This is a genomic window from Candidatus Frankia nodulisporulans (genome assembly GCF_902806475.1).
Taxonomy (GTDB): Bacteria; Actinomycetota; Actinomycetes; order Frankiales; family Frankiaceae; genus Frankia; species Frankia umida.
Map to the genome: position 1 here is coordinate 1 of NZ_CADCWS010000043.1, position 23,922 is coordinate 23,922.

The following is a 23,922-nucleotide window of genomic DNA, read 5'->3' on the forward strand; positions in this document are numbered from 1 at the left end:
ATCTGGGTGAGTTGTTGACCGCGAAGGGTTATGAGGTGTTCGGGTTGGTTCGGGGGCAGTCGAACCCGAAGGTGGCGGTGGTGGAGCGGGTGGTGCCGGGGGTGGTGTTGTTGGAGGGGGATCTGACGGATCTGTCGTCGTTGATCGGTGCGGTGGAGATCTCGCAGCCGGACGAGGTGTACAATCTTGGGGCGATCTCGTTCGTCGGACTGTCGTGGAAGCAGGCGGAGTTGACGGGGGAGACGACGGGGATGGGGGTGTTGCGGTTGTTGGAGGCGTTGCGGATCGCGGGTGGTAACGACATGTCGCGGGTGCGGTTCTATCAGGCGTCGTCGTCGGAGATGTTCGGGAAGGTGCGGGAGACGCCGCAGCGGGAGACGACGCCGTTTCATCCGCGGTCGCCGTATGGGGTGGCGAAGACGTTCGGTCATTATCTGACGGTGAACTACCGTGAGTCGTACGGTGCGTTTGCGTGTTCGGGGTTGCTGTTCAATCACGAGTCGCCGCGGCGGGGTATCGAGTTCGTGACGCGGAAGGTGACGCGGGCGGTGGCGCGGATTTCGCTGGGGTTGCAGGATTCGTTGACGCTGGGGAATCTTGAGTCGCGGCGGGACTGGGGTTTCGCGGGGGATTATGTGGAGGCGATGTGGTTGATGTTGCAGCGGGAGTCGCCGGATGACTATGTGGTGGCGACGGGGAAGACGCATAGTATTCGTGAGTTGTTGGATGCGGCGTTCGGGCGGGTGGGGATAGCGGACTGGTCGGGGTTGGTGCGTCAGGATCCGCGGTTCTTCCGGCCGGCGGAGGTGGATGTGCTGGTGGGGGATGCGTCGAAGGCGCGGGAGGTGTTGGGGTGGCAGCCTCGGGTGGCTTTCGAGGAGCTGGTCGCGATGATGGTCGACAACGACCTCGCCCTCGAGTCCGACTCGTCCGACAAGGCCCTGACGATCAGGTGAACCTCTCCCCCGGGCGCCGGACGCCGCCGACCACCCCCATCGGGGTGAAGTGGCCGGTCACGGGGGTGAAGCGGGTGCGGCCACGGTTGTCCCCGCTGGTCCGCCGGGCAGGACGCCCGCGTGGGTTGCCGCAGAGCCGTCTGCTGCCGCGGAGCAGTCCGTCAGCACCGAACGGTCCGTCGCCGGGGTGTACCGCGATGACCCGGCACGCGCCAGCGGTGACGGCGGGCGGCGCCGCGCCGGCGGGCGGCCCGCCACCCGCCGACCGCGACCTGCCCGCGGGAGACCCCACCGCGACCGCCCCGGCGACACCAGCCGGAGCCGGGTCCGGGACCGCCGCCGGGGATGCCCGGCGCGGTGGGTCGCTGCGCGGGGCTGTCCCGCTCGCCGCGGCCGGGCTGCTGGCCAACGTCGCGAACCTCGGCGTCACCCTGGTCATCGCCCGCCAGATGAGCACCCGCTCCTATGGCGCGGTCGCCCAGCTCATCGCGGTGTTCTTCGTCGTGTCGATGCCCGGCAGCGCGCTGCTGGTCGGCGTGGTGCGCCGGGTGACGATCTGGCAGCACACCGGTCGCCCCGACCTGCTGGACGGCTGGGTACGCCGCATTCGCCGGGCCGGGGTGGCCACGGTGCTGGTCGTCGCGGTGCTCGCCGTCGCGGGACGCGGCGCGGTGGCGCACGAGCTGTCCCTGCCGGGCCCCGGCGGCATCGCCGAGATCATCATCGCCGGGGCGGCCTGGTGCCTGCTGTGCGTCGACCGCGGGCTGCTCCAGTGCGCCCGACAGTACGGGGCACTGGCCGCGAACCTGCTGGTGGACGCGGGCGTCAAGACCGCGGTCACGATCGGTCTGGTCCTGGGCGGCCTGGCCGAGGCCGGGGCGGCGATGGGCGTCCTGTGCGGGGTGTGCGCGGCACTGCTGCACACCCGCCGGGCGCTGGCCCGCCACCCGCAGGCGCTGGGCATGCCCCGACCGGACCCGCCCGGCTCCCCCGACGCACCCGGCGTCCCCGCGCTGGCGTCCCCCACGCCGGCCGTCGCCGAACGGACGTCCCCCGAACTGGCGTGCCCCGACGGGATCATCCCCGGCAAGACGTCGTTCGCGGCGGAGTCCGTCCCGGTGGCCGGCGAATCCACGCCCGACACGGGGCGGGCACCCACGGCGGGCGTCGCGTCCCGGCGGCTGGCGGTGGAGGTCGGGGCGGCGCTCGTCGCGCTCGGACTGCTGGCAGTACTGCAGAACGTCGACGTTCTGATGCAGGGACGGCTGGCGCCCGGCCGGTCGGGGTCGTACGCGGCCGTGTCCGTGGCCAGCAAGGTCCTGGTGCTGGCCACGGTCGTGCTGGCGGGCTTCCTGCTACCGGAGACGGCCGATCGGCGACATCTCGGACAGCACGCCCTGCACCAACTGGGTGCAACGATTGCAATACTGCTGGTACCGGCAGCGGGGCTGCTCACGGCCGCGCTCGTCGCACCGGACACACTTCTTGCGCTGGCCTTCGGGTCCCGCTTCACCGACGCCTCCGGCGCCCTGTTTCCCCTGGCCGCGGCGATGACCTGTCTCGGAGCTACCGTGCTGTTCACCCACTATCTGCTCGCCCTCGGCGAGCGTGGCGTCCTGCTGGCGCTGGCGCTGGCCGCCGCCGTCACCGTCCCCCTGCTGTGGTGGGCCGACGGCGACCCGGCGGCGACCGCCCGGGCGGATCTCGCCTGCCAGGCGGTGCTCGCCGTGGTCACCGGCCTGTCGGTGTTGGCCGCGGCCCGACGTACGGCCCGTGAGGCAACGGGTCGACCGGCTGGACGGATGGTGCAGGCATGACCGCTTCACGTAACGGACGGGTCCCGAACAGCACCGGTGGCCCGAACAGCACCCTGAACCCGAACCACGCGCCGGACCCGAACGCCGCCCTGGCGCCGACCCCGGCCCGGCTGGTCCTGCCGTCCTCGGGCACGGCCGGCTCGCAGGTCGCGCCGAGCCTGCTGACCCAGCAGCTGGGCGCGCCGAGTATCGAGGCCGTGGTGGGGCGCCCACCGAGCCTCGCGGAACTCGTCGAGACCTCGGGGATGCGTCGAGTCCACGTGCTGGCCTGGCGGGACCTGGACAATCCCGAGTCCGGTGGCTCGGAGCTGCACGCCGACAAGGTCGCCGAGCGTTGGGCGCAGGCTGGCATCGACGTGAGCCTGCGCACGGCGATGGCACCCGGACGACCCGAGTCCGTCCAGCGCAACGGCTACTCGGTGGTGCGCAAGGCGGGCCGCTACTCGGTGTTCCCACGCACGGCGCTGTCCGGGGCGATGGGTCGGACCGGCCCCTGGGACGGTCTGGTCGAGATCTGGAACGGCATGCCGTTCTTCTCGCCCGTGTGGGCCCGCTGCCCGCGGGTGGTGTTCCTGCACCATGTGCACGCCGAGATGTGGCGGATGGTGCTCTCCCCGAAGCTCGCGCGGATCGGGGAGACCGTCGAGTTCCGGGTGGCCCCGCCGATGTACCGGCGGACCCGCATCCTCACGCTGTCCCAGTCGTCCCGGCACGAGATCATCGATCTGCTCGGTCTGCCGCCGCGCAACATCACCGTCGTGCCGCCGGGTATCGACCCGGCCTACACCCCCGCCGGCGAGCGGTCACCGCATCCGCTGGTGCTCTCGGTCGGACGGTTGGTGCCGGTGAAGCGGTTCGGCGTCCTCATCGACGCGCTGCTGCGGGCCCGGCAGGACCATCCGACGATGGAAGCGGTGATCGTCGGCGAGGGCTACGAGCGACCCGAACTCGAGAAGAAGATCGCCGCGGCGGGTGCCGGGCAGTGGCTGCGGCTCATCGGCCGGGTCGATGACGCCGAACTGCTCGCGCTCTACCGGCGTGCCTGGGTGCTGACCTCGGCCTCCGCCCGGGAGGGTTGGGGCATGACGATCACCGAGGCGGCGGCCTGCGGGGTCCCGTCGGTGGCCACCCGGATCGCCGGGCACACCGACGCGGTCATCGATGGCGAGACCGGTCTGCTCGTGGAGCCCGCGGACCTGGGCCGCACACTCGCGGGCGTGCTGACCGACCGCGAGCTGCACGCCCGGCTCGCCGCCGGCGCGCTCGCCCACGCCGCGACCTTCACCTGGGCGGAGACCGCCCGCGCCACGTTCGCCGCACTGGTCCGCGAGGCCGCCTGCCAGCGCCGTGCCGACGGTTCCGCCGCCGGCCGGCGCCGGTGAACCGCCCGGTCGCGGCGTGAGCCTGACTACCTCGTCCGGCGCCCCCGGCCCGGACGCCCACGGCCAGCCCGCCGACCCCCCACACCCGGCCGGCGGCGCCGACGTCCCCACCCGGCGCGCACCCGACGCCCTGACCCGCGATGACGCCCTGACCCGCGATGACGCCTTGGCCCGCGATGACGCTCTGACCGGCGATGACGCTCTGACCGGCGATGAGGCGCTGACCGGCGATGACGCGCTGGCCAGCGGCGGGGCGGTGGGCGCGGATCACCACCCGGGCGACGACACTGCCCGGGCGGGCGGGCGGCGCGGGCCGACCCGGCGGCGGTGGCCGACCGGTCGGTTCTGGCCGTCGTGGCCGCCGGTGGTGCTCGCGGCGGTGGTCTACCTGCCGCTGCTGGCCACCGCACCCGGGAAGATCGGCGCGGACACCAAGGCGTACCTGTACCTCGATCCGGGTCGGATGCTGCGTCGGGCCGTGTCCATGTGGGACCCGGCGATCGGCATGGGCACCGTCACCCACCAGAACATCGGCTATCTGTACCCCCAGGGGCTGTTCTACTGGGTGGCCCAGGTCGTCGGGCTGCCCGACTGGGTGGCGCAGCGGCTGTGGACCGGGTCGATCCTGTTCGGCGCGGGCGCCGGGGTGCTGTTCCTGCTGCGGTCGTTTCGGTGGCCGGACCGGTTCGCCTTCGTCGCGGCGCTGGGCTACATGCTGTCCCCGTACGTCCTGGAGTACGAGGTGCGGATCTCGGCGATCCTGCTGCCCTACGCGGGGCTCGGCTGGCTGATCGGGATCACCGTCCGGGGGCTGCGGGAGGCCGAGGGGGGACGGGCCGGCTGGCGGCCGACCGGCTGGCGGTTTCCGGCGGCGTTCGCCCTGGTCGTCACGACGATCGGCAGCATCAACGCGTCCAGCCTGATCTTCATTCTGTTCGCGCCGCTGCTGTGGATACCGTTCGCGGTGTGGGGCACCCGCGAGGTGCGGTGGGGCGCGGCCGTCGGGATGAGCGTCCGGGCGGTGCTGGCGATCTGCGTGACCTCGGCGTGGTGGATGGCGGGCCTGTACGTCCAGGCCGGCTACGGCCTCAACGTGCTCGCCTTCACCGAGACGATCGAGACGGTGGCGAGCAGTTCGCAGGCCTCGGAGGTGCTGCGCGGCCTGGGTAACTGGTTCTTCTACGGTCAGGACGCGCTCGGACCCTGGATCGGCCCGGCCACCCGGTACACACAGGCCCTGTGGCTGATCGTGATCAGCTTCGCGCTGCCGATCCTCGCTCTGGTCGCCGCGTCCGCCGTGCGCTGGGGGCAGCGCGGTTACTTCGTCGCGCTGATCCTGCTGGGCACGACGATCGCCGTCGGCGTCTACCCGTACGACGATCCCTCGCCGTGGGGCAGGCTGTTCAAGGACTTCGCGGAGGGTTCCACCGCCGGGCTCGCGCTGCGCTCGTTGCCGCGCGCCGTACCGATGGTGGTGCTCGGCCTGTCGGTGCTGCTCGCCGGTGGTCTCGCCGCGCTCGAGCAACGCTGCGCCGACCCGTACCCCCGTCTCCGGGCCGAGGGTGGCCGCCGGCGGGGGGCGAACCGGTCGGCGCGTCGCTGGCGCCCGGCGGTGCCCGGGATCGCGCTGGGCGCCGTGATCGTCCTGATCATGGTGAACATGCTGCCGTTGTTCCAGGGGCAGTTCGTCGACCGGCTGCTGGTACGGCCCGAGAACGTCCCGTCGTACGAGACGGAGCTGGCGAAGGCGCTGGACGCCAAGGGCGGCGACACCCGCGTGCTGGAACTGCCCGGCGCCGACTTCTCCCACTATCGCTGGGGCAGCACCCTCGACCCGGTCTCCGAAGGGCTGATGGACCGTCCGCTGGTCGTACGGGAACTGATCCCCTACGGTGAGGCCGGCAGCGTCGACCTCGTCCGCGCGCTCGACCGCCGGCTCCAGGAAGGCGTGCTCGAGACCGCCGCCATCCCGGACCTGGCCCGGCTCATCGGCGCGGGCGACGTGGTGCTGCGCAGCAACCTGGCCTACGAGCGCTATCGCAGCCCGCGGCCGCGCACCACCTGGGATCTGTTCACCTCGAGGATTCCCGACGGTCTCGGCACCCCGACGACGTTCGGCCCGCCGGTCGCCGAGGACCCGGGTATCCCGTTCACCGACGAGATCACGCTCGGCACCCGGACCGCGGTGGCCGACCCGCCGGCCCTAGCCGACTTCCCCGTCTCCGCCACCCGACCGGCGCTGCGCACCGCCAGCACCACCCGTCCGCTGGTCGTCAGCGGCAACGCGGAGGCGCTGGTGGACGCGGCGGCCTCGGGGCTGCTCGCCGACCCGGTCGCCGACCACCGGGCGATCCTCTACGCCCCCGAACTCGCCGCCCATCCGCAGGAACTGACGCAGGCCCTCGCCGACGGCGCGGACCTGCTGGTCTCCGACACCAACCGGCTGCGGGCCGAACGGTGGACGGGTGTGCGGGAGAACTTCGGCTATGTGGAACAGCCCGGTGTCGCCCCGCTGACCCGGGACCCCAATGACAACCGGCTGGAACTGTTCCCCGGCGAGACGACGGCGAACGAGACGACGATGGCGCTGACCGCGCCCGGCACCCCGGCGCGGATCGCCGCGGTCACCGCGTCCAACTACGGCAACACGTTCTCCTACGCGCCGTGGGACCGGCCGACCCGCGGCATCGACGGCGATCCGAGCACCGCCTGGCGGGTCGGCGCCTTCACCGACCCGACCGGCGAGCAGTGGCAGGCGACGCTGGCCACCCCGACCACCGCCGACCACATCCGCCTCGTCCAGCCGCTGACCGGGCCGCGTAACCGGTGGATCACCCGGGTGACGTTGACGTTCGACGGCGGCAGTCCGGTCACCGTCGACCTCGACCCGTCCTCGCGCACCGAGGCCGGCCAGACGGTCAGCTTCTCCAGTCGTTCGTTTCGCACCCTGCGCATTCGGGTGGACGGGACGAACACCGGCCGCCAGCGCACCTACGACGGGGTGTCCGCCGTCGGCTTCGCCGAGGTCGACATTCCCGGCGCCGACGGGAAGGCGCTGACCGCCGACGAGGTGCTGGAGATGCCCAGCGACACCCTCACCGCGGCCGGTGCCTCGTCGCTGAGCCACCGGCTCGCCTTGCAGATGTCGCGGGACCGGGCCAACCCGGCGGAACCGTTCAAGTCCGACACCGAGTCAGTGATCGTCCGCTCGTTCGACCTGCCGACCGCGCGGACCTTCGCCCTCACCGGCACCGCGCGCGTGTCCGCCTACGCCTCGGACGCCGCCCTCGACCAGACCCTGGGCCGGGCGCCGACCCTGCCGGTGGTCACCTCGTCCGGACGGCTACCGGGCGCGATCGCCGACCGGGCGTCCAGCGCCTTCGACGGCGATCAGAGCACCGTGTGGAGCCCCGGCATCGGCGCGCAGGACGGCGCGTGGATCCAGGTCGCGGCCCCGACCCCGGTCACCGCGTCGTCGGCGACGATGGCGCTGGTCGCGGACGGCCGGCACTCGGTGCCCACCCGGATCGGCCTGATCGTCGACGGTCGTGCCGTCGGATCGGTCGCCGTGGCGCCGGTCAGTGACACCGACCAGCGGGGCGGCACCCGGCAGGTCACCCTGAACTTCCCCGCCACCACCGGCAGCAACTGGCGGTTCGTCGTCGAGGACACCCGCACGGTGACCAGCCTCGACCCGATCAGCCGCTCGTCGCTGGCGATGCCCGTCGGCATCGCCGAGATCGGCCTGCCCGGGCTGGCGGCAAGCCCAGCGCTGCCCGCGCAGCTGCCCGGGACCTGCCGGTACGACCTGCTCAGCGTCGACGGCCAGCCGGTCGGCGTGCGGGTCGACGGTTCCACGACGGACGCGGTGAGCCGGCTCGGACTACGCGTGTCGACCTGCGGTGGCGCGTTGACCCTGGGCCCCGGCAAGCATGTGGTGCGCACCGGGGACGGCGCCGGGCTCGGCTTCGACCTCGATCGGCTGCTGTTCGCCTCCGACGCCGGCGGCGGACCGTGGCTGGGTGCCGGTGACACCGGGACGACACCCGCCGGGCAGAGCACGGCGACTGCCCGCACGGCCACCGAACCGCAGGTGAACGTGCGCTCGACGTCGGCGACCTCCTACCAGGCGACCATCACCGGTGCGAAGCCGGCGACCCCGTTCTGGCTGGTCCTCGGGCAGAGCCTGTCACCGGGCTGGCACGCGACGGTGAACGGTGTGGACGTCGGCGCCCCGCGGCTGATCGACGGCTACGCCAACGGCTGGCGGATCACCCCGACCACGAGCTCGCTCAGCGTGAGCATCACCTGGGCGCCGCAGCGGATCGTCCGGTACAGCCTGGTGCTGTCCGCGGTGACGGTCGTGTTCTTCCTCGCCCTGCTGGTGATCACCACACGTCGGGTTCGGCGGCGCCGGTCGCGCGGTGTCGACGGCGGCCCGGATCGTCCCGACCTGCCCACCCTGGACCCGTGGCGCGCCGACACGTCCGACCGGGTCGGGCCGCGCATCGTCGTGGCCGCGGCGGTCGGTGCCGGGGCGCTGTCCACCGTGCTCGTCTCGGTGCCGGCGGGGGTGGTGGTGGCGTTGGCGACCATGGTGGCGCTGCTCGTCCCGCGTGGGCGCTGGCTGACCCGGGTCGGGCCGGCGGTGTGCCTGACGGTGAGCGCGCTGTACGTGCTCGAGGTGCAGGATCGCCATACCCTGCCGACGAACGGCGACTGGGTGTCGTCCTTCGGGCGGGTCGCGGTGATCTCCTGGCTGGCCGTGCTGCTGCTGGCCACGGACCAGCTCGTGACCGTCCTGCGGGGCCGGCGCCGCGGAACCCGCTGACCCCCGCTCACCCGACCCGGTCGACACACAGGCCGGGCATGTACACAGCGTAGTCGATCGTGCGGGCATTCCCAGACAGACGGGACTGCCCGCACCGCCGATCCACGCCACTCGATACAGAGAGTAAGATTGATCTTCCTCTCTGCCTACTATTCCCCCGTCAACGGCTGGCTGTCACCGGCGCTCCTACACCGATGACCGACTGCAGCAGGCGGGGGAATGACTGAGACATCGCACGCAACGCCGCCCATGGGACGTCACCGGCGGGAATCCAGAGGATGGGACCGTTTCCGGTCCCGAGCCGGGGGATCCTCGGGTCCACCGGGCCACAGCCACAGCCACCGCCGTCGCCAGCGTGGCATGCGGGCCTGGATTCTGCCCGCCATCATCTGCATGACACCGTTCTTTCTTCTGGGCGGTTCACTGAACCCGGCGTTCGCCGTGTTCGTGCAGAACGGCACCATCGAGGACAACGCCAGCCAGGTCAACTACGTCAACCTGTGGACGACCTGCACCGGGTGCGCACCGGCCACCAGGAACAACAGCTACCGCTTCTCGACGGCCGCCGGAGCGACGGCCGCGATCCGGTTCAACGGTTCCCAGATCGACATCTACGGAATCCGCTCACCCCAGGGCGGGGCCATCACCGTCAGCATCGACGGGAAGAACCCGCGTGCGGTGAACACCTACGGGGCCACCCAGGCCGGGGCCCTGTTCTACCGCTCCTCCGTACTGACCGAAGGCCCGCACACGGCCTTCGTCGTGAACGTCGGCCGTTCCATCAGCCCCTCCACCGGAACCTGGAGCGGCTTCGACCGGGCGGACAGCTTCCGCGAGATCCTGGACAGCCCGCCCCAGCCGCCGCACCGATCGGGCCTGCCGTGGCTGTCCGGCGTCAACGGCGACCCGATCCAACAGCCAGCGGACGTGGACGCGTTCTGCGCCAACCGGGGCAGCCCCTGCGACCTGTCGCAGGTGTTCGTCAGCCGGGACAGCTGGCAGAACATGGTCGAACCGTCCTGGACGGAGCAGAACTTCGCCGGCTGGCCGGGCCGGCTGGTGATCTCCGTCCCGCCGTTCCCGGAGACCCCGGACACCTCCCTGCAGACCTGCGCCACAGGTGCCTACGACGCGCACTGGCGTCGGTTCGGCCAGACCCTGAACGAGACCGGCCGGCAGAACTCCATCATCCGCATCGCCTGGGAGGCCAACGGAAACTGGTACAAGTGGTCGGGCAGCGATCCGACCGCCTATGTGAACTGCTGGCGGCACGTCGCCGACGCCATCCGGTCGACCGCGAGCCCCGACCCGCTGCTCGACTGGTCCATCAACGCGCACTACTCCCAGAACCCGGCGAGCCACAACCCGCTGGACCTCTACCCGGGTGACGCGTACGTGGACATCATCGGCATCGACGCCTACGACCACTACCCGCCCTCGCGCACCCAGGCACAGTTCGACCAGCAGGCCAACCAGACCGGTGGCATCACCTGGCTGTACAACTTCGCCCGCCAGCACGGAAAGCTGTTCGGCGTCGGCGAGTGGGGGGTCGTCAGCGGCAACGACGACAACGGTGCCGGCGACAACCCGAACTACATCCAGTTCATGTGGGACTGGATGCGGGAACGAGCCGACAAGGGCTTCTACTACGAGAACTACTTCAACACCTGCGAGCCGCCGAACGTCGGTTCGAACCTGTTCCGACCGGGGGATCCCACGCACTGCGTGTTCCAGAACCCCCAGGCCGCGGTCCGCTACTCGCAGCTCTGGTAACCGGTAACCGTCCGCCTCACCCACCCGGCGGGGGCGTGATCTCCCGAGTCCCCGCCGGGCGGGGTCCTGGTTCGCCGAGCAGCAGGTCGGCCAGCCGGTCCAGTTCGGCCGACGGATCGTCGGTGAGACCGGTGTGCACCGGCGAGGTCTGGATGATCGTGCTGCGCGGCGCCGTCAACCAGCGAAACCGCTCCCCCGGCCCCGGCCGCCCCGCCGGCCCCGCCCCCGTCGCGCCCCGCCGCCGACCCGCGCGCCGCGCCGGCGCGCGCCGTCCCGACCCGCGTTCCGCCGCCGGGCGCCCCGCCGGTGTGCACCTCCACGGCCACCGCGTCGGAGGCGGGACTCACCGCCACCTCCACCACGGCCGCCGCGGGAAAGCGGCGATCGGCGAGCGCGGCGCGGACCAGCGGATGGGCGATCCGGCAGTCCGGGGTGGCCAGCACCTCGTGCGAACGGCTGGCCCGCAGCCCGATCTGCCCGTCCGCCGTGACGGCGAACCGCATCCGGGTGCGCCAGTCCAGCCCGTCCACCCCATCCAGCCCGCCGGACGGCTCGACACCGGACGGCTCGGGCGCGACGGCCTCGACCACGAGCGGTCCCACGTCCACACCGCCGAAACGGCGCAGGGCCTCGATCACGACCTCGGCCTTGCCGCGCCGTTGCGCCGCGGGTGTCGCGTGCTGCCAGTCGCAGCCGCCGCAGGCGCCCGGTCCGGCATGCGGGCAGGGCGCTGGGACCCGGTCCGGGGACGGTTCGAGGATCTCCACCGCGTCCGCCCGCCAGTAACGGTCATGGGAGTCGTCGGTGATCCTGGCGAGTACCCGCTCCCCCGGCAGCGCGTGCCGGACGAACACCACCCGTCCCTCGTCGCGCGCGACGCAGAACCCCCCGTGGGCGATCTGGCCCACGGTCAGTTCCCGCCGCGTCCCGACCTCGGACGGACGTGCCGGCCGCGCGGTCGACGACGGCGCCGACGCGGGCGCCCCCGAGGCCGACGCCCCCCGGACAGGGCTCACTTTCCCTCCCCGGACGACGCGGGAGGAGCCGGCGGCGCGGCAGCGGGCGCCGAAGCGGCTGCGGCAGGTGAGGTGGACGCGGCAGGTGAGGTGGACGCGGGTGCCTGCGGCGCGGACTGGCCGCGGCGGACGGCACCGGCGCCGATGCGCTCGACCCGACCCTCGACCCGGCTGGACGAGGCGAGCTGCCACGGCACGCTGGTGACCATCACTCCGGGTTGGAACAGCAGCCGGGCCTTGAGCCGCAGCGCGCTCTGGTTGTGCAGCAGATGCTCCCACCAGTGACCGACGACGTACTCGGGCACGTACACCGCGACGACGTCACGGGGGCTCTCCCGGCGGATCCGGGCGACGTAGTCCCGTACCGGGCGGGTGACCTCCCGGTACGGGGAGGCGAGCACGACGAGGTCGATGCTGATGCCACGCTCCTGCCAGGCGGTGCGAAGCCGGTCGGCGTCGGCCTGGTCGACGGCGACGGTGAGGGCGACGAGGCTGTGCGGACGGGTCGCCTTGGCGTAGGCGAGGGCCCGCAGCGTCGGCGCGTGGATCTTGCTGACCAGCACGACGCCCCGCACCCGCGACGGCAGGGTCGGCGGGCCCGGTTCGGGGGTGAGCTCGATCGCCACCCGGTCGTAGTGGCCGCGGATGCCCCGCATCCCCACGAAGATGATCGGGATCGCGAGGCACACGATCCACGCGCCGTGGGTGAACTTGGTGATGAGCACCAGGACGAGGACCGTCCCGGTCAGGCAGGCGCCGATGAAGTTGATCGCCTGCGAACGGCGGATGCGCCGCCGGGCCAGCGGGTCGCCCGAGTCCGCGCGCAGGATGCGGGCCCAGTGCCGGACCATCCCGGTCTGGCTCAGGGTGAACGAGATGAACACCCCGAGGATGTAGAGCTGGATGAGCTGGGTGACCTCGGCGTGGAAGACGACGATGAGCAGGATCGCGAAGCCCGCCAGCAGCACGATGCCGTTGGAGTAGGCCAGCCGGTCGCCGCGGGTGTGCAGCTGGCGGGGCAGGTAGCCGTCCCGGGCGAGGATCGAGCCGAGCACCGGGAAGCCGTTGAACGCGGTGTTGGCGGCGAGCATCAGGATCAGCGTCGTCACCGTGGCGATGTAGACGAACCCGACCGAGCCGTCGCCGAACACGGCGGCGGCGACCTGGGTGATGACGGTGGGCTGCTCGCCGTGGGCACCGATGAGGTCGCTGGTGTGCTCGGCGACGTGGACGTCCGCGATGAGGGCGAGCGCCGTGACACCGGCGAACATGGTGACGGCGATGAGGCCCATCATCAGCAGCGTCGTCGCGGCGTTGCGGCTCTTGGGCTTGCGAAACGCCGGCACGCCGTTGCTGATCGCCTCGACGCCGGTCAGCGCCGTGCAGCCGGACGCGAACGCCCGTAGCACGAGGAACGCCAGCGCGAACCCGGCGTAGTCGTGTTCGGCGACGACCTTGTACCCGGCGCTTTCGGCCCGCGGGGTGTGCCCGGTGGCCGCCTGGATCAGCCCGGTGACGATCATGATGAAGACGCCGGCGACGAACCCGTAGGTCGGGATGGCGAAGGCCGTGCCGGACTCGCGGACCCCACGCAGGTTGATCAGCGTCAGCACCACGACGATGATCACAGCGATGACCACGCGGTACGGGGCGAGCCCGGTGACGGCGGAGATCAGGTTCGCCACGCCCGCGGACACCGACACGGCGACCGTCAGCACGTAGTCCACCAGCAGGGCGCTGGCCACCAGCAGGCCGGCGCGCGGGCCGAGGTTGACCGAGGCGACCTCGTAGTCCCCGCCGCCGCTGGGGTAGGCGTGCACGTTCTGCCGGTACGACGCGACCACCGTCAGCATGAGGATGATGACGCCGCCCGCCAGCCACGGCGAGATGTGGTAGAAGGCAAGCCCGCCCAGCGACAGGACCAGCAGGATCTCCTCCGTCGCGTACGAGACGGAGGAGAGCGCGTCGCTGGCGAACACCGGCAGCGCGACTCGTTTGGACAGCAGCGTCTCGCCGAGTCGGTCGCTGCCAATCGGTCGACCGACGAAGCTGCGCTTCAGCCGGTCCGTGAGCGCCACGCGGGGGATGCTACCGACATGACGCGCGGCTGATCACAACTGTGACGTGGGACACATAACCGCTGACTGCCCCGGCGGCTCTCCAGCTCAGCCATATCGCCGGAGCGAACCCCGCTGTCGGCCCCGCCGCACGCCCGTCCCGGTTCCGCATACGGAGCGTTCCTGGGAGGATTCGCGCCACGCGGATCGGATGCGGCTACTGTCATGCCTCGTGCATGTGGTGATCCTCGGCTGTGGCCGGGTCGGCTCCGCTCTCGCCCGTGGGGTCGAGCTTCTTGGCCATTCGGTGGCCGTCATCGACCAGAACGTGGCGGCGTTCGGCCGGCTCCCCGCGGACTTCACCGGTCAGCGGGTGACCGGCATGGGGTTCGACCGGGACACCCTGATCGAGGCCGGCATCGAACGCTCGGCGGCGTTCGCCGCGGTGTCCAGCGGCGACAACTCGAACATCATCGCCGCCCGGGTCGCCCGGGAGATGTTCGGCGTCGAGCGGGTCGTCGCCCGCATCTACGATCCGCGCCGCGCCGAGGTGTACGAGCGTCTGGGTATCCCCACCGTCGCGACCGTGCGCTGGACCCGCGACCAGATCCTCGGTCGGCTGCTGCCCGAGGCGGTCACCCCGGTCTGGTCGGACCCGTCCGGTTCGGTGCTGCTCACCGCGGTCAACCCCGCCCCCGGCTGGGTCGGGCGGCGGGTGCGTGAGCTCGAGGAGGCCGCCGGCGTGCGGGTGGTGTGCGTGACCAGGTTCGGCGACGGCATCCTGCCCGACGGCCGCACCCTCGTCCAGGATGGCGACGTGCTGCACGTGGCCGTCGTCAAGGCACGCGCAGCCGAGGCCGACGCGATCGCGCGCCGCGGCCCCGAGGAGGGCTGACCTGTGGCGAGCACCGCCCCATCGGCAAACACCGCCCCATCAGCGAGCACCGCCCCACCGGTCACCGATGGCGCGCCGGCGACGACGACGGCCGTGGCGCCGACGAGTCGGCCGTCCGGGCGGCGGGTGGTGATCGCGGGGGCCGGCAAGGTGGGCCGCTCGATCGCCGCCGAACTGTTGGAGAACGGCTCCGAGGTCCTCGTGATCGAGCGGGACCCGGCGAAGGTCCACCTGGACTCGCTGCCCGGCGCCCGGTGGCTGCTGGCCGACGCCTGCGAGCTGGCGCAGCTGGACGCCGCCGGGTTGGACGACTACGCCGTGCTGGTCGCCGCGACCGGGGACGACAAGGTGAACCTGGTGGTGTCGCTGCTGGCCAAGACCGAGTTCGGGATGCCCCGGGTGGTGGCGCGGGTGAACCATCCCAAGAACGAGTGGCTGTTCACCGAGTCCTGGGGGGTTGATGTCGCGGTGTCGGCGCCACGGCTGCTCACCGCGCTGGTCGAGGAGGCGGTGAGCGTCGGCGACCTGGTGCGGCTGATGCGGTTCCGCCAGAGCGACGCCTCGCTGGTCGAGCTCACCCTCGCCGCGGACGCCCCTGTCGCCGGACGGGCCGTCGGTGAGATCGAACTGCCCGCCGACAGCGCCCTCGTGGTGATCCTGCGCGACGGACGCCCCGTCATCCCCTCCCCCGACGCCACCCTCGAGGCCGGCGACGAGGTGCTGGCCGTGGTCACCAGCACCGAGGCCGAGGACCAGCTCGCCGTTCTGCTCGGCCCGCCCCCGCGCACCAACGGCTGATCAGCACCTGGAACGCCCCGGCTCGACCGGCCCTGGCGGCCCCCCGGACGGCTCGCCGGCCAGCCGGTCACTGGCGATGACCTCGCCTTCGACGACGGACGTGTCGGAAGGGGACGGCGGCTGGGGTGGCAGGGGTGCGAGGCGGCGCACGATGGCGAAGCTCGCGAGCAGGGCGACGCCGAACAGCGGCAGGCCGAGCGCGATGTTCGCCGCGGCGAGCCAGCCGTCCTGATCGGCGAGGTAGAGCACGCCCTGCACGACGAACCGGACCCCGAACACGGCGGCCCACACCAGCGTGGCGAGGGCAGCGGCCCGCCGCTGACGCGGATCGTCACGCCAACCGGTGTAGCGCCGGTCGAGCCCGGCCATCAGGTAGCCCAGGACCGGTCGGCGCAACGCCACCGAGGCCAGCGCCACCACCACACCCGCGGCGTTCTTGGCGATGCCGGGGAGGAAGAAGCCCTTCGCGTCCCCGGTGCGGGACGCGACGAACGCCGCGAACCCGACCGCGAACAGCCCGGAGAAAGCCTGTTGCACCGGCTCACGCCGCACGATCCGCAACACCAGCAGCGCGGCGGCGGTCACGACGGCGACCACGATCCCGGCGGTCAGCCCGGCCTGCGCGTTGACCGCCACGAACGCGACGGTGGGCAGGGAGCTGTCGATGATTCCCCGTGGCCCGCCGATGGCCTCGGACAGAGTCGTCGGCGGGGTCTCGGGAGCAGGCAGTCCTGGCATCGTCGGTGGAGATTCCTGTCGGTCGGTCGGACGCCTACCGCCCGGCGCGGTCAGGCGCTGGCGGAGGACACCGGTAGCAGTTCGTACCGCGGGTTGAAGATGGTCGGCCGGTCATCGGACAGCGTCACCCGCCCGGATGCCTTCACCGGCGCACCGGCCCGCAGGCCCGGGATGTTGCGCCGACCAAGGAACACCAGGGTCACGGTGCCACTGCCGTCATACAGGTCGACCTCGAGGTTCGGCGCCCCGGAACCGGCCCGGACCGTCACCGCCTGGATGGTACCCGCGACGCAGATCTCATCCCGGTCACGACAGCGACTCACCGGGGCGGCGCCGGCCGCCGCGGCGGCGGCCTGCAGATCCTCGGCGTCGAGCTCGTTGACCCCCGCTGTCAGCCTGTGGAGCTTGCGCCCCCACCAACCCCGTGGCTCGCCCACCGCTCCTCCGATCCCGCGCCAGCAGGTCTGCCCGGACACGTCTGTTGCAACGAACGACCGAAGCACAGTGTGCCCCCGCACAGCCGCCCAATCGAGTGATCCGACGACGAAACCCGACGAACGAACAGCACCACCACGAGCCGCCGCCAGGTAGTGACCCACCGTGCAGCCGGTTACTGCGGATTACCAGGGAATTACGCCTGATTACGACGGTTGCGGTGCGACAGCCGACGGTGGAGCGGGAACGGTGGAGCGGGAACGGTGGAGCGGGAACGGTGGAGCGGGAACGGTGGAGCGGGAACGGTGGAGCGGGAACGGTGGAGCGGGAACGGTGGAGCGGGAACGGTGGAGCGGGAGCGGTGGGACGAGCGGGTCAGCGAATCTCGGCGGTGCGCACACCGGGGGTGGGCAGTGCCGGGCGTCCGGTGGTGGCCGCGGTGGCCGGCGCGCCGGGACCGTCCGGATGGTCGGCGACCTCACGGGGCAACGTCAGCGGCAGCGGATCGCGCACCGGCATCGCCTCCTCCCCACGGGCCACCACGATCCGGCGCAGCGTCTCCTCGAGCAGCGGCGCCGCACCGGGATCGCTGCCCGCGGCACCGGTCACCACGGCCCGCAGGAACCAGCGCGGCCCGTCCACCCCGATCATCCGGGCGGGCACGGACTCCTGCGGCCGCCCGGTGGGCAGCGCGATCCGCAGCTCCCGCCCGAACGAACCGCCCGCTTCCTTCCCCCCGGACGCCTCGACACCCGCGAGGATCTCGGCGCGCACCTCGTCCCAGAGCCCGCGGCTCTTCGGCGCGGCGAACACGGACAGTTCCATCGCACTACGCCCGTCGGTGACGACGACGGTCAGTGGCTGCCCCGACGCCTCCTCCACCTGGAACTGCACCTGGACGCCCGGCAACGCCGGCAGCCGCAGCGCACCGAGATCAAGTCGGTGCACGCCGTCCTGCGGCGACTCGGTGATGTCGTACGGGCCGTCCGGCACGTCCGGGATGGCCTGGCCGAGCCCATCCGCACCGTTGGTGGCGTGCGCCGCCCCCGTCGCGGACCTCGGCGTACCCTCCGGCGCGTCGTCTGACTCTTCTTCTCTACGCCGGCGGCCGAACACCCGCGGTCTCCCTTCCTGTCTCCCCGAACCCGCCAGTCGAGCCGAAGCCGCCGGCGCCCCGCACCGAACCGGGCAACTCGTCGACCTCCCGGAACAGCGCGCGTTCGACCTTCTGGACGACAAGCTGCGCTATCCGGTCGCCGCGGCGCAACGTCACCGGTTCGGACGGATCGGTGTTGATCAGAACAACCTTTATTTCACCACGGTAGCCGGCGTCCACCGTTCCCGGCGCGTTGACCACTGTCACTCCGTGCCGGGCGGCCAGCCCACTGCGCGGATGCACGAACGCCGCGTACCCCTCGGGCAGCGCGATCGCCGTCCCGGTCCCCACCACCGCCCGCTCCCCCGGCGCCAGCGTCACCTCCGACGCGCTGACCAGGTCCGCCCCCGCATCACAGGGCCGCGCGTACACCGGGCCGGCAAGCCCCGGGTCCAGCCGCCGCACCAGCACCTCCACCTGCCCCGGCAGCCCTCCCAGCGCCTCCGGCCGCCCCGGCTGCCGGCCCGGTCGCTCGTCCACCGGATCCGGTGACACCTGCCCCGGATGGGCCGCGCCCTGGTGCCACCCCGGTGGGGCGGCAGTGGTCGGCTCGGTGGCGGTCATGGATCTCCTGCCTCGTACGGGATAGCCGGACGTACTACGGTTCAGCACCTTAGGCCATCCTCCGCCTACCCTCGGCCCACGCTCACGCCCGCCCCTGCACCGCCGCCCGGCACGTCGCGCCGCGGGTCCCTCGGCCCGCCGTGCCACCGGTGCCGCCCGCGGATGGATGATGTCCCGTACGGCACCGGCCACGGACACGGCGACCGTACGGCGCCACCCCGGCATCGGATCGACGCCGTCTCGGTGCCATCCCGGGTCGTGGGGCTGGCATAACCGGCACCATTCGTGGACATGGACAGCACGGGCCCACCTGGGCCGCGGTGCGAGAGGAAGGATGTTCGGGTGGCGAAGGCGGCATCGAAACTGGGCTGGAAGGTCGTGGGCGGCGCTGCGACCGCGCTCGCCGGGACGGCGGCCAGCCGCGGGGTGACCCTCGCGTACAAGAAGGTCCGCCGGTCGGACCCACCGGTCAACCCGGCCGACCCGGACACCGCACTGGCCGAAGCCATCCTGTGGGCGGCGATCTCGGGCCTGGCCATCGGCCTTGGACGCCTCGCGGCCGAGCGCGCCGCGGCCCGCGGCTGGGCCCGGGCCACCGGCTCGGCGCCCCCCGGCATGCTCCGTCCCGAGCTGGACACCGACTGACCGCACCAGACCCACCGCCCCGGCGCCGCCCCGGCAGCACCGGGGCGGCGCCATGGGCAGGATGGGCTGGTCGACACCTACAGTTTCCGGGAGCTCGGATGGCCGTGTACGCCCTGGGGGATGCCGTCCCCGTCATCGACCCGTCGGCCTACGTCCATCCGGACGCGACCGTGATCGGCTCGGTGACGATCGGACCCGAGTCGACGGTATGGCCGTCGGCGGTGCTGCGCGGCGACTACGGACGCATCATCATCGGCGCCCGGTCCTCCATCCAGGACGGCACGGTCATCCACGCCACCGACGAGTATCCGACGGTCGTCGGGGACGACTGCACGGTCGGGCACCTGGCCCATCTGGAGGGGTGCGTCGTCGAGGACGGCGCCCTGATCGGTTCCGGTTCCATCGTGCTGCACAAGGTGCGGATCGGCCGGGGCGCCCTGGTCGGGGCGGGTGCCGTCGTCGTCGGCGGCACCCAGGTCCCGGAGCGGTCGCGGGCGCTGGGCATCCCGGCCAAGGTCGTGCCCGGCCACGACCCGTCGACCCAGCTCCTCGGCGCCTCGATCTACGCCGCCAACGGCCAGCGCTACCGCAGGGAACTCCGTCGCATCGACTGACCCGGCCGCATCGACTGACCCGCCCCACCACCTCCATCCGCCTCCCGGGGGGAGGGGTCGGGGGCGAGGTGACGCAGCTTGTCGGGGTTCACCACGATGTTGATCTCGGTGATCCGGCCGTCCACGATGTGCAGGCTCGCGATGGTGCGCAGGGCGGTGCCGTCGTGGTAGGCGAAGCCGGGTTCGCCGTTGACCTCGACGGGACGGGTCCAGGCCCGCGGGCCGGCGTCGGCCAGGCCCTTCTCGATGATGCCGACGATGAACCGGGCCGCCCGGTCGGCGCCGGTGATCGGACGACGGGCCGCCCGGGCGAGACCACCACCATCGGAGCGGACGATGACGTCCGGGTCGAGCAGGGCGGTGAGCCCGGCGAGGTCACCGCCGGCCGCGGCCGCGAGAAAGGCGTCGGCGACCCGCCGGCGCAGCCCCGGGTCGGGTTCGAACCGCACCGACCCGTCCCGGACGTGGCGACGCGCCCGGCTGGCGAGCTGGCGGGCCGCCGCCTGGGTGCGTCCGGTGGCCTCGGCGATCTCGGCGAAGTCGTAGCCGAACACGTCATGCAGGACGAACGCCGTGCGCTCGGCGGGGCTCAGCGCCTCGAGCACCACCATCATCGCCATGCTCACCGACTCGGCGAGCGTCACCCGATCCGGCGGATCGACCTGCCCGTCCGCCCCGCCGCCGCTGCCCGCGAACCGCTCGGTCGCCGCCATCGCGGCCGCCGCACCGAACCCGCCTGACGCCGCCCGCGGCCCGTCGACACCACCACCGGCACCGGCCGTGTCACCACCGGGCCAGCTGACCAGCGGCTCCGGCAGCCACGGCCCGACGTATCCCTCCCTCCGGACCCGGGCCGAACGCAACTGGTCCAGACACAACCGCGAGACCACGACCGTCAGCCAGGCACGCAGATCGTCGATCTCGTCCGCGTCGACCCGTCGCATCCGACCCGGGCGGCACGTCCGACCCAGGCGGCACGTCCACCCCGGACGGGACGGTTGGCACGGGTGGGACGCGGGGCGGCGGGTCGGTCGATGCCATGGGGACCTCCGGAGCTCTGGCAGTCTCCTTCCCAGGACGACCGGGCCCGCGCGAACGTGACATGCCCGCCGACGCGGCCCCGCGCGATCGCGTCAGGCGAATCCCGGACGGGGTCCGCTGTCCGCCGCGGGGCGGGGCCGGATCAGGCGAGGGTCACGTCGACGGTGAGGTCGCCGGTGGTGGGGGCGAGGATGAGCTCGCGGATGCCGCCGGCGCTGCGCAGGTCGGCGGCGGCGGACTGGACCAGGGCGATGATGTCGGTGTCACCGGCGAGGGTGGCCTGCGCGACCTCGGCCTTCATCGACACCTTCGCCGTGGACTTGGCCTTGCGGACACCGGCGAGGGCCGTGCCGACCGCGTCCAACAGGTCGGGACGGCCGGAGTCGGCGAGCTTGCGGATCTCGGCCGCGTCCGGCCAGGGGGCGCGGTGCACCGAGCCGGTCTGCCACCAGGACCAGACCTCCTCGGTGACGAACGGCAGCACCGGGGCGAACAGCCGCAGCAGCGCCGAGAGGGCCACCGTCAGCGTGGCCTGCGCGGACGCGGCGCCTTCGGCGCCGAACGAGCCGTAGGCGCGGCCCTTGACCAGCTCCACGTAGTCGTCGCAGAAGCGCCAGAAGAACGATTCGGTGAGCTCGAGCGCCCGGGCGTAGTCGTAGCCGTCGAGCGCGCCGGTCGCCGCGTCCACGACGTCGGCGAGTGCGGCGAGCAGCGCCCGGTCCAGCGGCTCGATCACCGCGGACGCCAGCCGAGCCTCCTGCGTCCCCGGTGCGGTCCCATCGACCTCCGCAGCCGCGGCACCACCCGTCGCGGCAGCGGCATCCGCAACGGCGGCACCGGCGACATCAGCACCGGTGACGGCGGCCTCAGCGGGGTCGGTGGTGAGACCCAGAGCGAAACGGCTGGCGTTGAGGATCTTGATGGCCAGGCGGCGGCCGGTCTTCATCTGGCCGACGTCGTAGGCGGTGTCGGTGCCGGGGCGCCCGGAGGCGGCCCAGTAGCGGACCGCGTCCGAACCGAGTTCCTGCAAGGTGGCCATCGGGGTGACCACGTTGCCCTTGGACTTGGACATCTTCTTGCGGTCCGGGTCGAGGATCCAGCCGGAGATCGCCGCGTTCGACCAGGGGAGCACGCCGAACTCGGCTTCCGCGCGCACCACGGTGGAGAACAGCCAGGTCCGGATGATCTCGTGGGCCTGGGGGCGCAGGTCCATCGGGAAGACCCGGGCGAACAGGTCCGGGTCGCTGCCCCAACCGCTGGCGATCAGCGGGGTCAGCGAGGACGTCGCCCAGGTGTCCATGACGTCGGGGTCGGCGGCGAACCCGCCGGGCACGCCCCGCTGCGCCTCGGTGTAACCGGGAGGGACGTCGCTGGACGGGTCGATCGGCAGCACCGCCTCGTCGGCGGCGATCGGCGCGTCGTAACGCGGGGTGCCGTCCTCGTCCAACGGGTACCAGACGGGGAACGGGACGCCGAAGAAGCGCTGGCGGCTGATCAGCCAGTCACCGTTGAGACCGTCCACCCAGTTCTCGTACCGGACCCGCATGTACTCCGGATGCCAGGACAGCTCCTGGCCCCGACCGCGCAGCTGGGCGCGCAGGGACTCGTCCCGTCCACCGTTGCGGATGTACCACTGGCGGGTGGTGACGATCTCGAGGGGACGGTCGCCCTTCTCGTAGAACTTCACCGGATGGCTGATCGGCCGCGGTTCGCCGCGCAACGCGCCGGACTCGGTGAGCAGCTCGACGATCCGGGTGCGGGCGCTGTGCACCGTTTTGCCAGCGAGCTCGGCGTAGTGCGCCTGCCCGGCGGACGAGGTGATGGCCTGCGGCGCGTCGGGGACGAGCCGCCCGTCCCGGCCGACGACGGCCCGGGTCGGCAGGCGCAGCTCACGCCACCAGATGACGTCGGTGAGGTCACCGAACGTACAGATCATCGCGATGCCGGAGCCCTTCTCCGGGTCGGCGAGCCGGTGGGCGACCACCGGCACCTCGACCTCGAACAGGGGCGTGCGCACCGTGGAGCCGAACAGCGGCTGGTAGCGCGGGTCGTCCGGATGTGCCACCAGCGCCACGCACGCCGCCAACAGCTCCGGCCGCGTCGTCTCGATGATCACCGCGTTGCCGTCGCCGTCGCCGTCGCTGTCGCCGTTGCTGTCGGCCGGGGTGGCCGTGCCGGAAGGCGGGGTCGTCCGGGCGAAGGCGAGGGTGTGGTAGGCGCCGGGCCGCTCCCGGTCCTCCAGTTCGGCTTGGGCGACGGCGGTACGGAACGTGACATCCCACAGCGTCGGCGCCTCGGCGAGGTAGGCCTCCTCGCGGGCGAGGTTACGCAGGAACGCCCGCTGGGCGACGGCCCTCGAACGCGTGTCGATGGTCGCGTAGGTGCGCGACCAGTCGACCGAGAGGCCGAGGCGACGCCACAGTTCCTCGAAGCCCTTCTCGTCCTCGAGGGTGAGGCGCTCGCACAGTTCGACGAAGTTACGCCGGGAGATCGGCAGCTGGTCCTTGCCCGGCTTCGCCGGCGGGGTGAACTCCGGGTCGTACGGCAGCGACGGGTCGCAGCGCACCCCGAAGTAGTTCTGCACCCGACGCTCGGTGGGCAGACCGTTGTCGTCGAACCCCATCGGGTAGAAGACCTCACGGCCCCGCATCCGCTGGAAACGGGCGATGACATCGGTATGCGTGTAGGAGAAGACATGGCCTACGTGCAGCGACCCGGAGACGGTCGGCGGCGGGGTGTCAATGGAGTACACCCGGGCACGCTCGGCCGTGCGGTCGAAGGCATAGGTGCCCTCGTCCTGCCATACGGCCGACCAGCGTGCCTCGATGCCGTCGAGGGCGGGCTTCGCGGGCACCCCGCGGGTCGATCGGTCCGATCCGTCTGCTGCAACCACGACAACGATCCTACGGGCCCGCCGATCGTTCCCGACCGCCCACCACCCCGCGAGCTCCCACGGTTCGCCCCGTGGACGTCCCCACCCCCTCCCCGACGCGTCGGCAGAGTCGGCGAAGTCGGCAGAGTCGGCGCGGGGCCGGGCGCCGAAGCAGATGCCGATGCCGAGGGGTACGTCGAGGCCGATGTCGAGGGTTATGTCGATGTCGGGGGTTATGCCGAGGCCGATGCCGAGGGCTATGAGGCCACCTGCCGAGGGTTGTTAGGCCTGTGGAGGGTGAAATCCCGAACAACCCTCGGCACGCCATGATC

Annotated in this window: 17 protein-coding genes; 9 read left to right on the plus strand and 8 right to left on the minus strand. The window is 72.2% G+C overall.

The annotated features are described in order from the left end of the window. Nucleotides 1-2: 2 nt before the first annotated feature. From G6R24_RS06770 to G6R24_RS06790, 5 genes are all read left to right on the plus strand, one after another. The gene (locus G6R24_RS06770) at nucleotides 3-956 is read left to right on the plus strand and encodes a GDP-mannose 4,6-dehydratase (RefSeq protein ID WP_225438206.1); all 954 of its coding nucleotides are present in this window, start codon (nucleotides 3-5) and stop codon (nucleotides 954-956) included. A 197-nt stretch (nucleotides 957-1,153) separates the two neighbouring features. Beyond that, the gene (locus tag G6R24_RS06775) at nucleotides 1,154-2,773 is read left to right on the plus strand and encodes a polysaccharide biosynthesis protein (protein WP_225438207.1); all 1,620 of its coding nucleotides are present in this window, start codon (nucleotides 1,154-1,156) and stop codon (nucleotides 2,771-2,773) included. Next, nucleotides 2,770-4,155: a glycosyltransferase family 4 protein gene (locus G6R24_RS06780; protein WP_163548307.1), complete on the plus strand. Its 1,386-nt coding sequence runs from the start codon at nucleotides 2,770-2,772 to the stop codon at nucleotides 4,153-4,155. The genes G6R24_RS06775 and G6R24_RS06780 overlap by 4 nt, the downstream gene beginning before the upstream one ends. Before the next feature lie 16 nt (nucleotides 4,156-4,171). Then, nucleotides 4,172-8,986, plus strand: coding sequence for an alpha-(1->3)-arabinofuranosyltransferase domain-containing protein (locus G6R24_RS06785; protein ID WP_225438208.1), 4,815 nt, complete (start codon nucleotides 4,172-4,174; stop codon nucleotides 8,984-8,986). A gap of 360 nt (nucleotides 8,987-9,346) precedes the next feature. Then, nucleotides 9,347-10,759 carry a glycoside hydrolase family 26 protein gene (locus G6R24_RS06790; protein WP_225438209.1) on the plus strand — a complete coding sequence of 471 codons (1,413 nt, stop codon included), beginning with the start codon at nucleotides 9,347-9,349 and terminating at the stop codon, nucleotides 10,757-10,759. Here the strand turns inward: G6R24_RS06790 and G6R24_RS24420 are convergent. After that, nucleotides 10,741-11,775, minus strand: coding sequence for a class I SAM-dependent RNA methyltransferase (locus G6R24_RS24420; RefSeq protein WP_476727350.1), 1,035 nt, complete (start codon nucleotides 11,773-11,775; stop codon nucleotides 10,741-10,743). The two genes, G6R24_RS06790 and G6R24_RS24420, sit on opposite strands and share 19 nt — an antisense overlap. Further along, the gene (locus G6R24_RS06805; RefSeq protein ID WP_163548309.1) at nucleotides 11,772-13,853 is read right to left on the minus strand and encodes an APC family permease; all 2,082 of its coding nucleotides are present in this window, start codon (nucleotides 13,851-13,853) and stop codon (nucleotides 11,772-11,774) included. Before G6R24_RS06805 ends, G6R24_RS24420 begins: the two co-directional genes overlap by 4 nt. 190 nt (nucleotides 13,854-14,043) lie before the next feature. Between G6R24_RS06805 and G6R24_RS06810 the strand changes: the two genes are divergently transcribed. Both G6R24_RS06810 and G6R24_RS06815 read left to right on the plus strand, forming a co-directional pair. Beyond that, on the plus strand, nucleotides 14,044-14,727 hold the full coding sequence (locus tag G6R24_RS06810) for a potassium channel family protein (RefSeq protein ID WP_163548310.1): 684 nt from the start codon (nucleotides 14,044-14,046) through the stop codon (nucleotides 14,725-14,727). 93 nt (nucleotides 14,728-14,820) lie between these two features. Beyond that, nucleotides 14,821-15,525, plus strand: a complete 705-nt coding sequence (locus G6R24_RS06815) for a potassium channel family protein (protein ID WP_225438210.1) — start codon at nucleotides 14,821-14,823, stop codon at nucleotides 15,523-15,525. Here G6R24_RS06815 and G6R24_RS06820 read toward each other — a convergent pair whose 3' ends face one another. The 4 genes from G6R24_RS06820 to dut form a co-directional block, all read right to left on the minus strand. Further along, entirely contained in the window at nucleotides 15,526-16,263 is a 738-nt protein-coding gene (locus G6R24_RS06820) for a DUF3159 domain-containing protein (protein WP_163548311.1), read from the minus strand. A 50-nt stretch (nucleotides 16,264-16,313) separates the two neighbouring features. Continuing rightward, nucleotides 16,314-16,700 (minus strand): OB-fold nucleic acid binding domain-containing protein, encoded by a 387-nt coding sequence (locus G6R24_RS06825; protein WP_163548312.1) that lies wholly within the window; start codon nucleotides 16,698-16,700, stop codon nucleotides 16,314-16,316. Nucleotides 16,701-17,073: 373 nt separating this feature from the next. Next, complete coding sequence (locus G6R24_RS06830) at nucleotides 17,074-17,700, minus strand: DUF3710 domain-containing protein (protein WP_372512151.1); 627 nt, start codon at nucleotides 17,698-17,700, stop codon at nucleotides 17,074-17,076. A 94-nt stretch (nucleotides 17,701-17,794) separates the two neighbouring features. Continuing rightward, nucleotides 17,795-18,418 (minus strand): dUTP diphosphatase, encoded by a 624-nt coding sequence (gene dut / locus G6R24_RS06835; RefSeq protein ID WP_163548314.1) that lies wholly within the window; start codon nucleotides 18,416-18,418, stop codon nucleotides 17,795-17,797. Nucleotides 18,419-18,760: 342 nt separating this feature from the next. Here dut and G6R24_RS06840 point away from each other — a divergent pair, with 342 nt between their 5' ends. Together G6R24_RS06840 and G6R24_RS06845 are read left to right on the plus strand one after the other, a co-directional pair. Beyond that, nucleotides 18,761-19,063: a DUF4235 domain-containing protein gene (locus tag G6R24_RS06840; RefSeq protein ID WP_163548315.1), complete on the plus strand. Its 303-nt coding sequence runs from the start codon at nucleotides 18,761-18,763 to the stop codon at nucleotides 19,061-19,063. A 98-nt stretch (nucleotides 19,064-19,161) separates the two neighbouring features. Continuing rightward, nucleotides 19,162-19,677 (plus strand): gamma carbonic anhydrase family protein, encoded by a 516-nt coding sequence (locus tag G6R24_RS06845; RefSeq protein ID WP_163548316.1) that lies wholly within the window; start codon nucleotides 19,162-19,164, stop codon nucleotides 19,675-19,677. On the opposite strand, the gene G6R24_RS06850 is transcribed toward G6R24_RS06845, so the two are convergent. Then, nucleotides 19,647-20,621 (minus strand): sigma factor-like helix-turn-helix DNA-binding protein, encoded by a 975-nt coding sequence (locus G6R24_RS06850; protein WP_163548317.1) that lies wholly within the window; start codon nucleotides 20,619-20,621, stop codon nucleotides 19,647-19,649. The genes G6R24_RS06845 and G6R24_RS06850 overlap by 31 nt on opposite strands. 239 nt (nucleotides 20,622-20,860) lie before the next feature. Next, nucleotides 20,861-23,611 (minus strand): valine--tRNA ligase, encoded by a 2,751-nt coding sequence (gene valS / locus G6R24_RS06855; protein WP_163548318.1) that lies wholly within the window; start codon nucleotides 23,609-23,611, stop codon nucleotides 20,861-20,863. Nucleotides 23,612-23,922 lie beyond the last annotated feature (311 nt).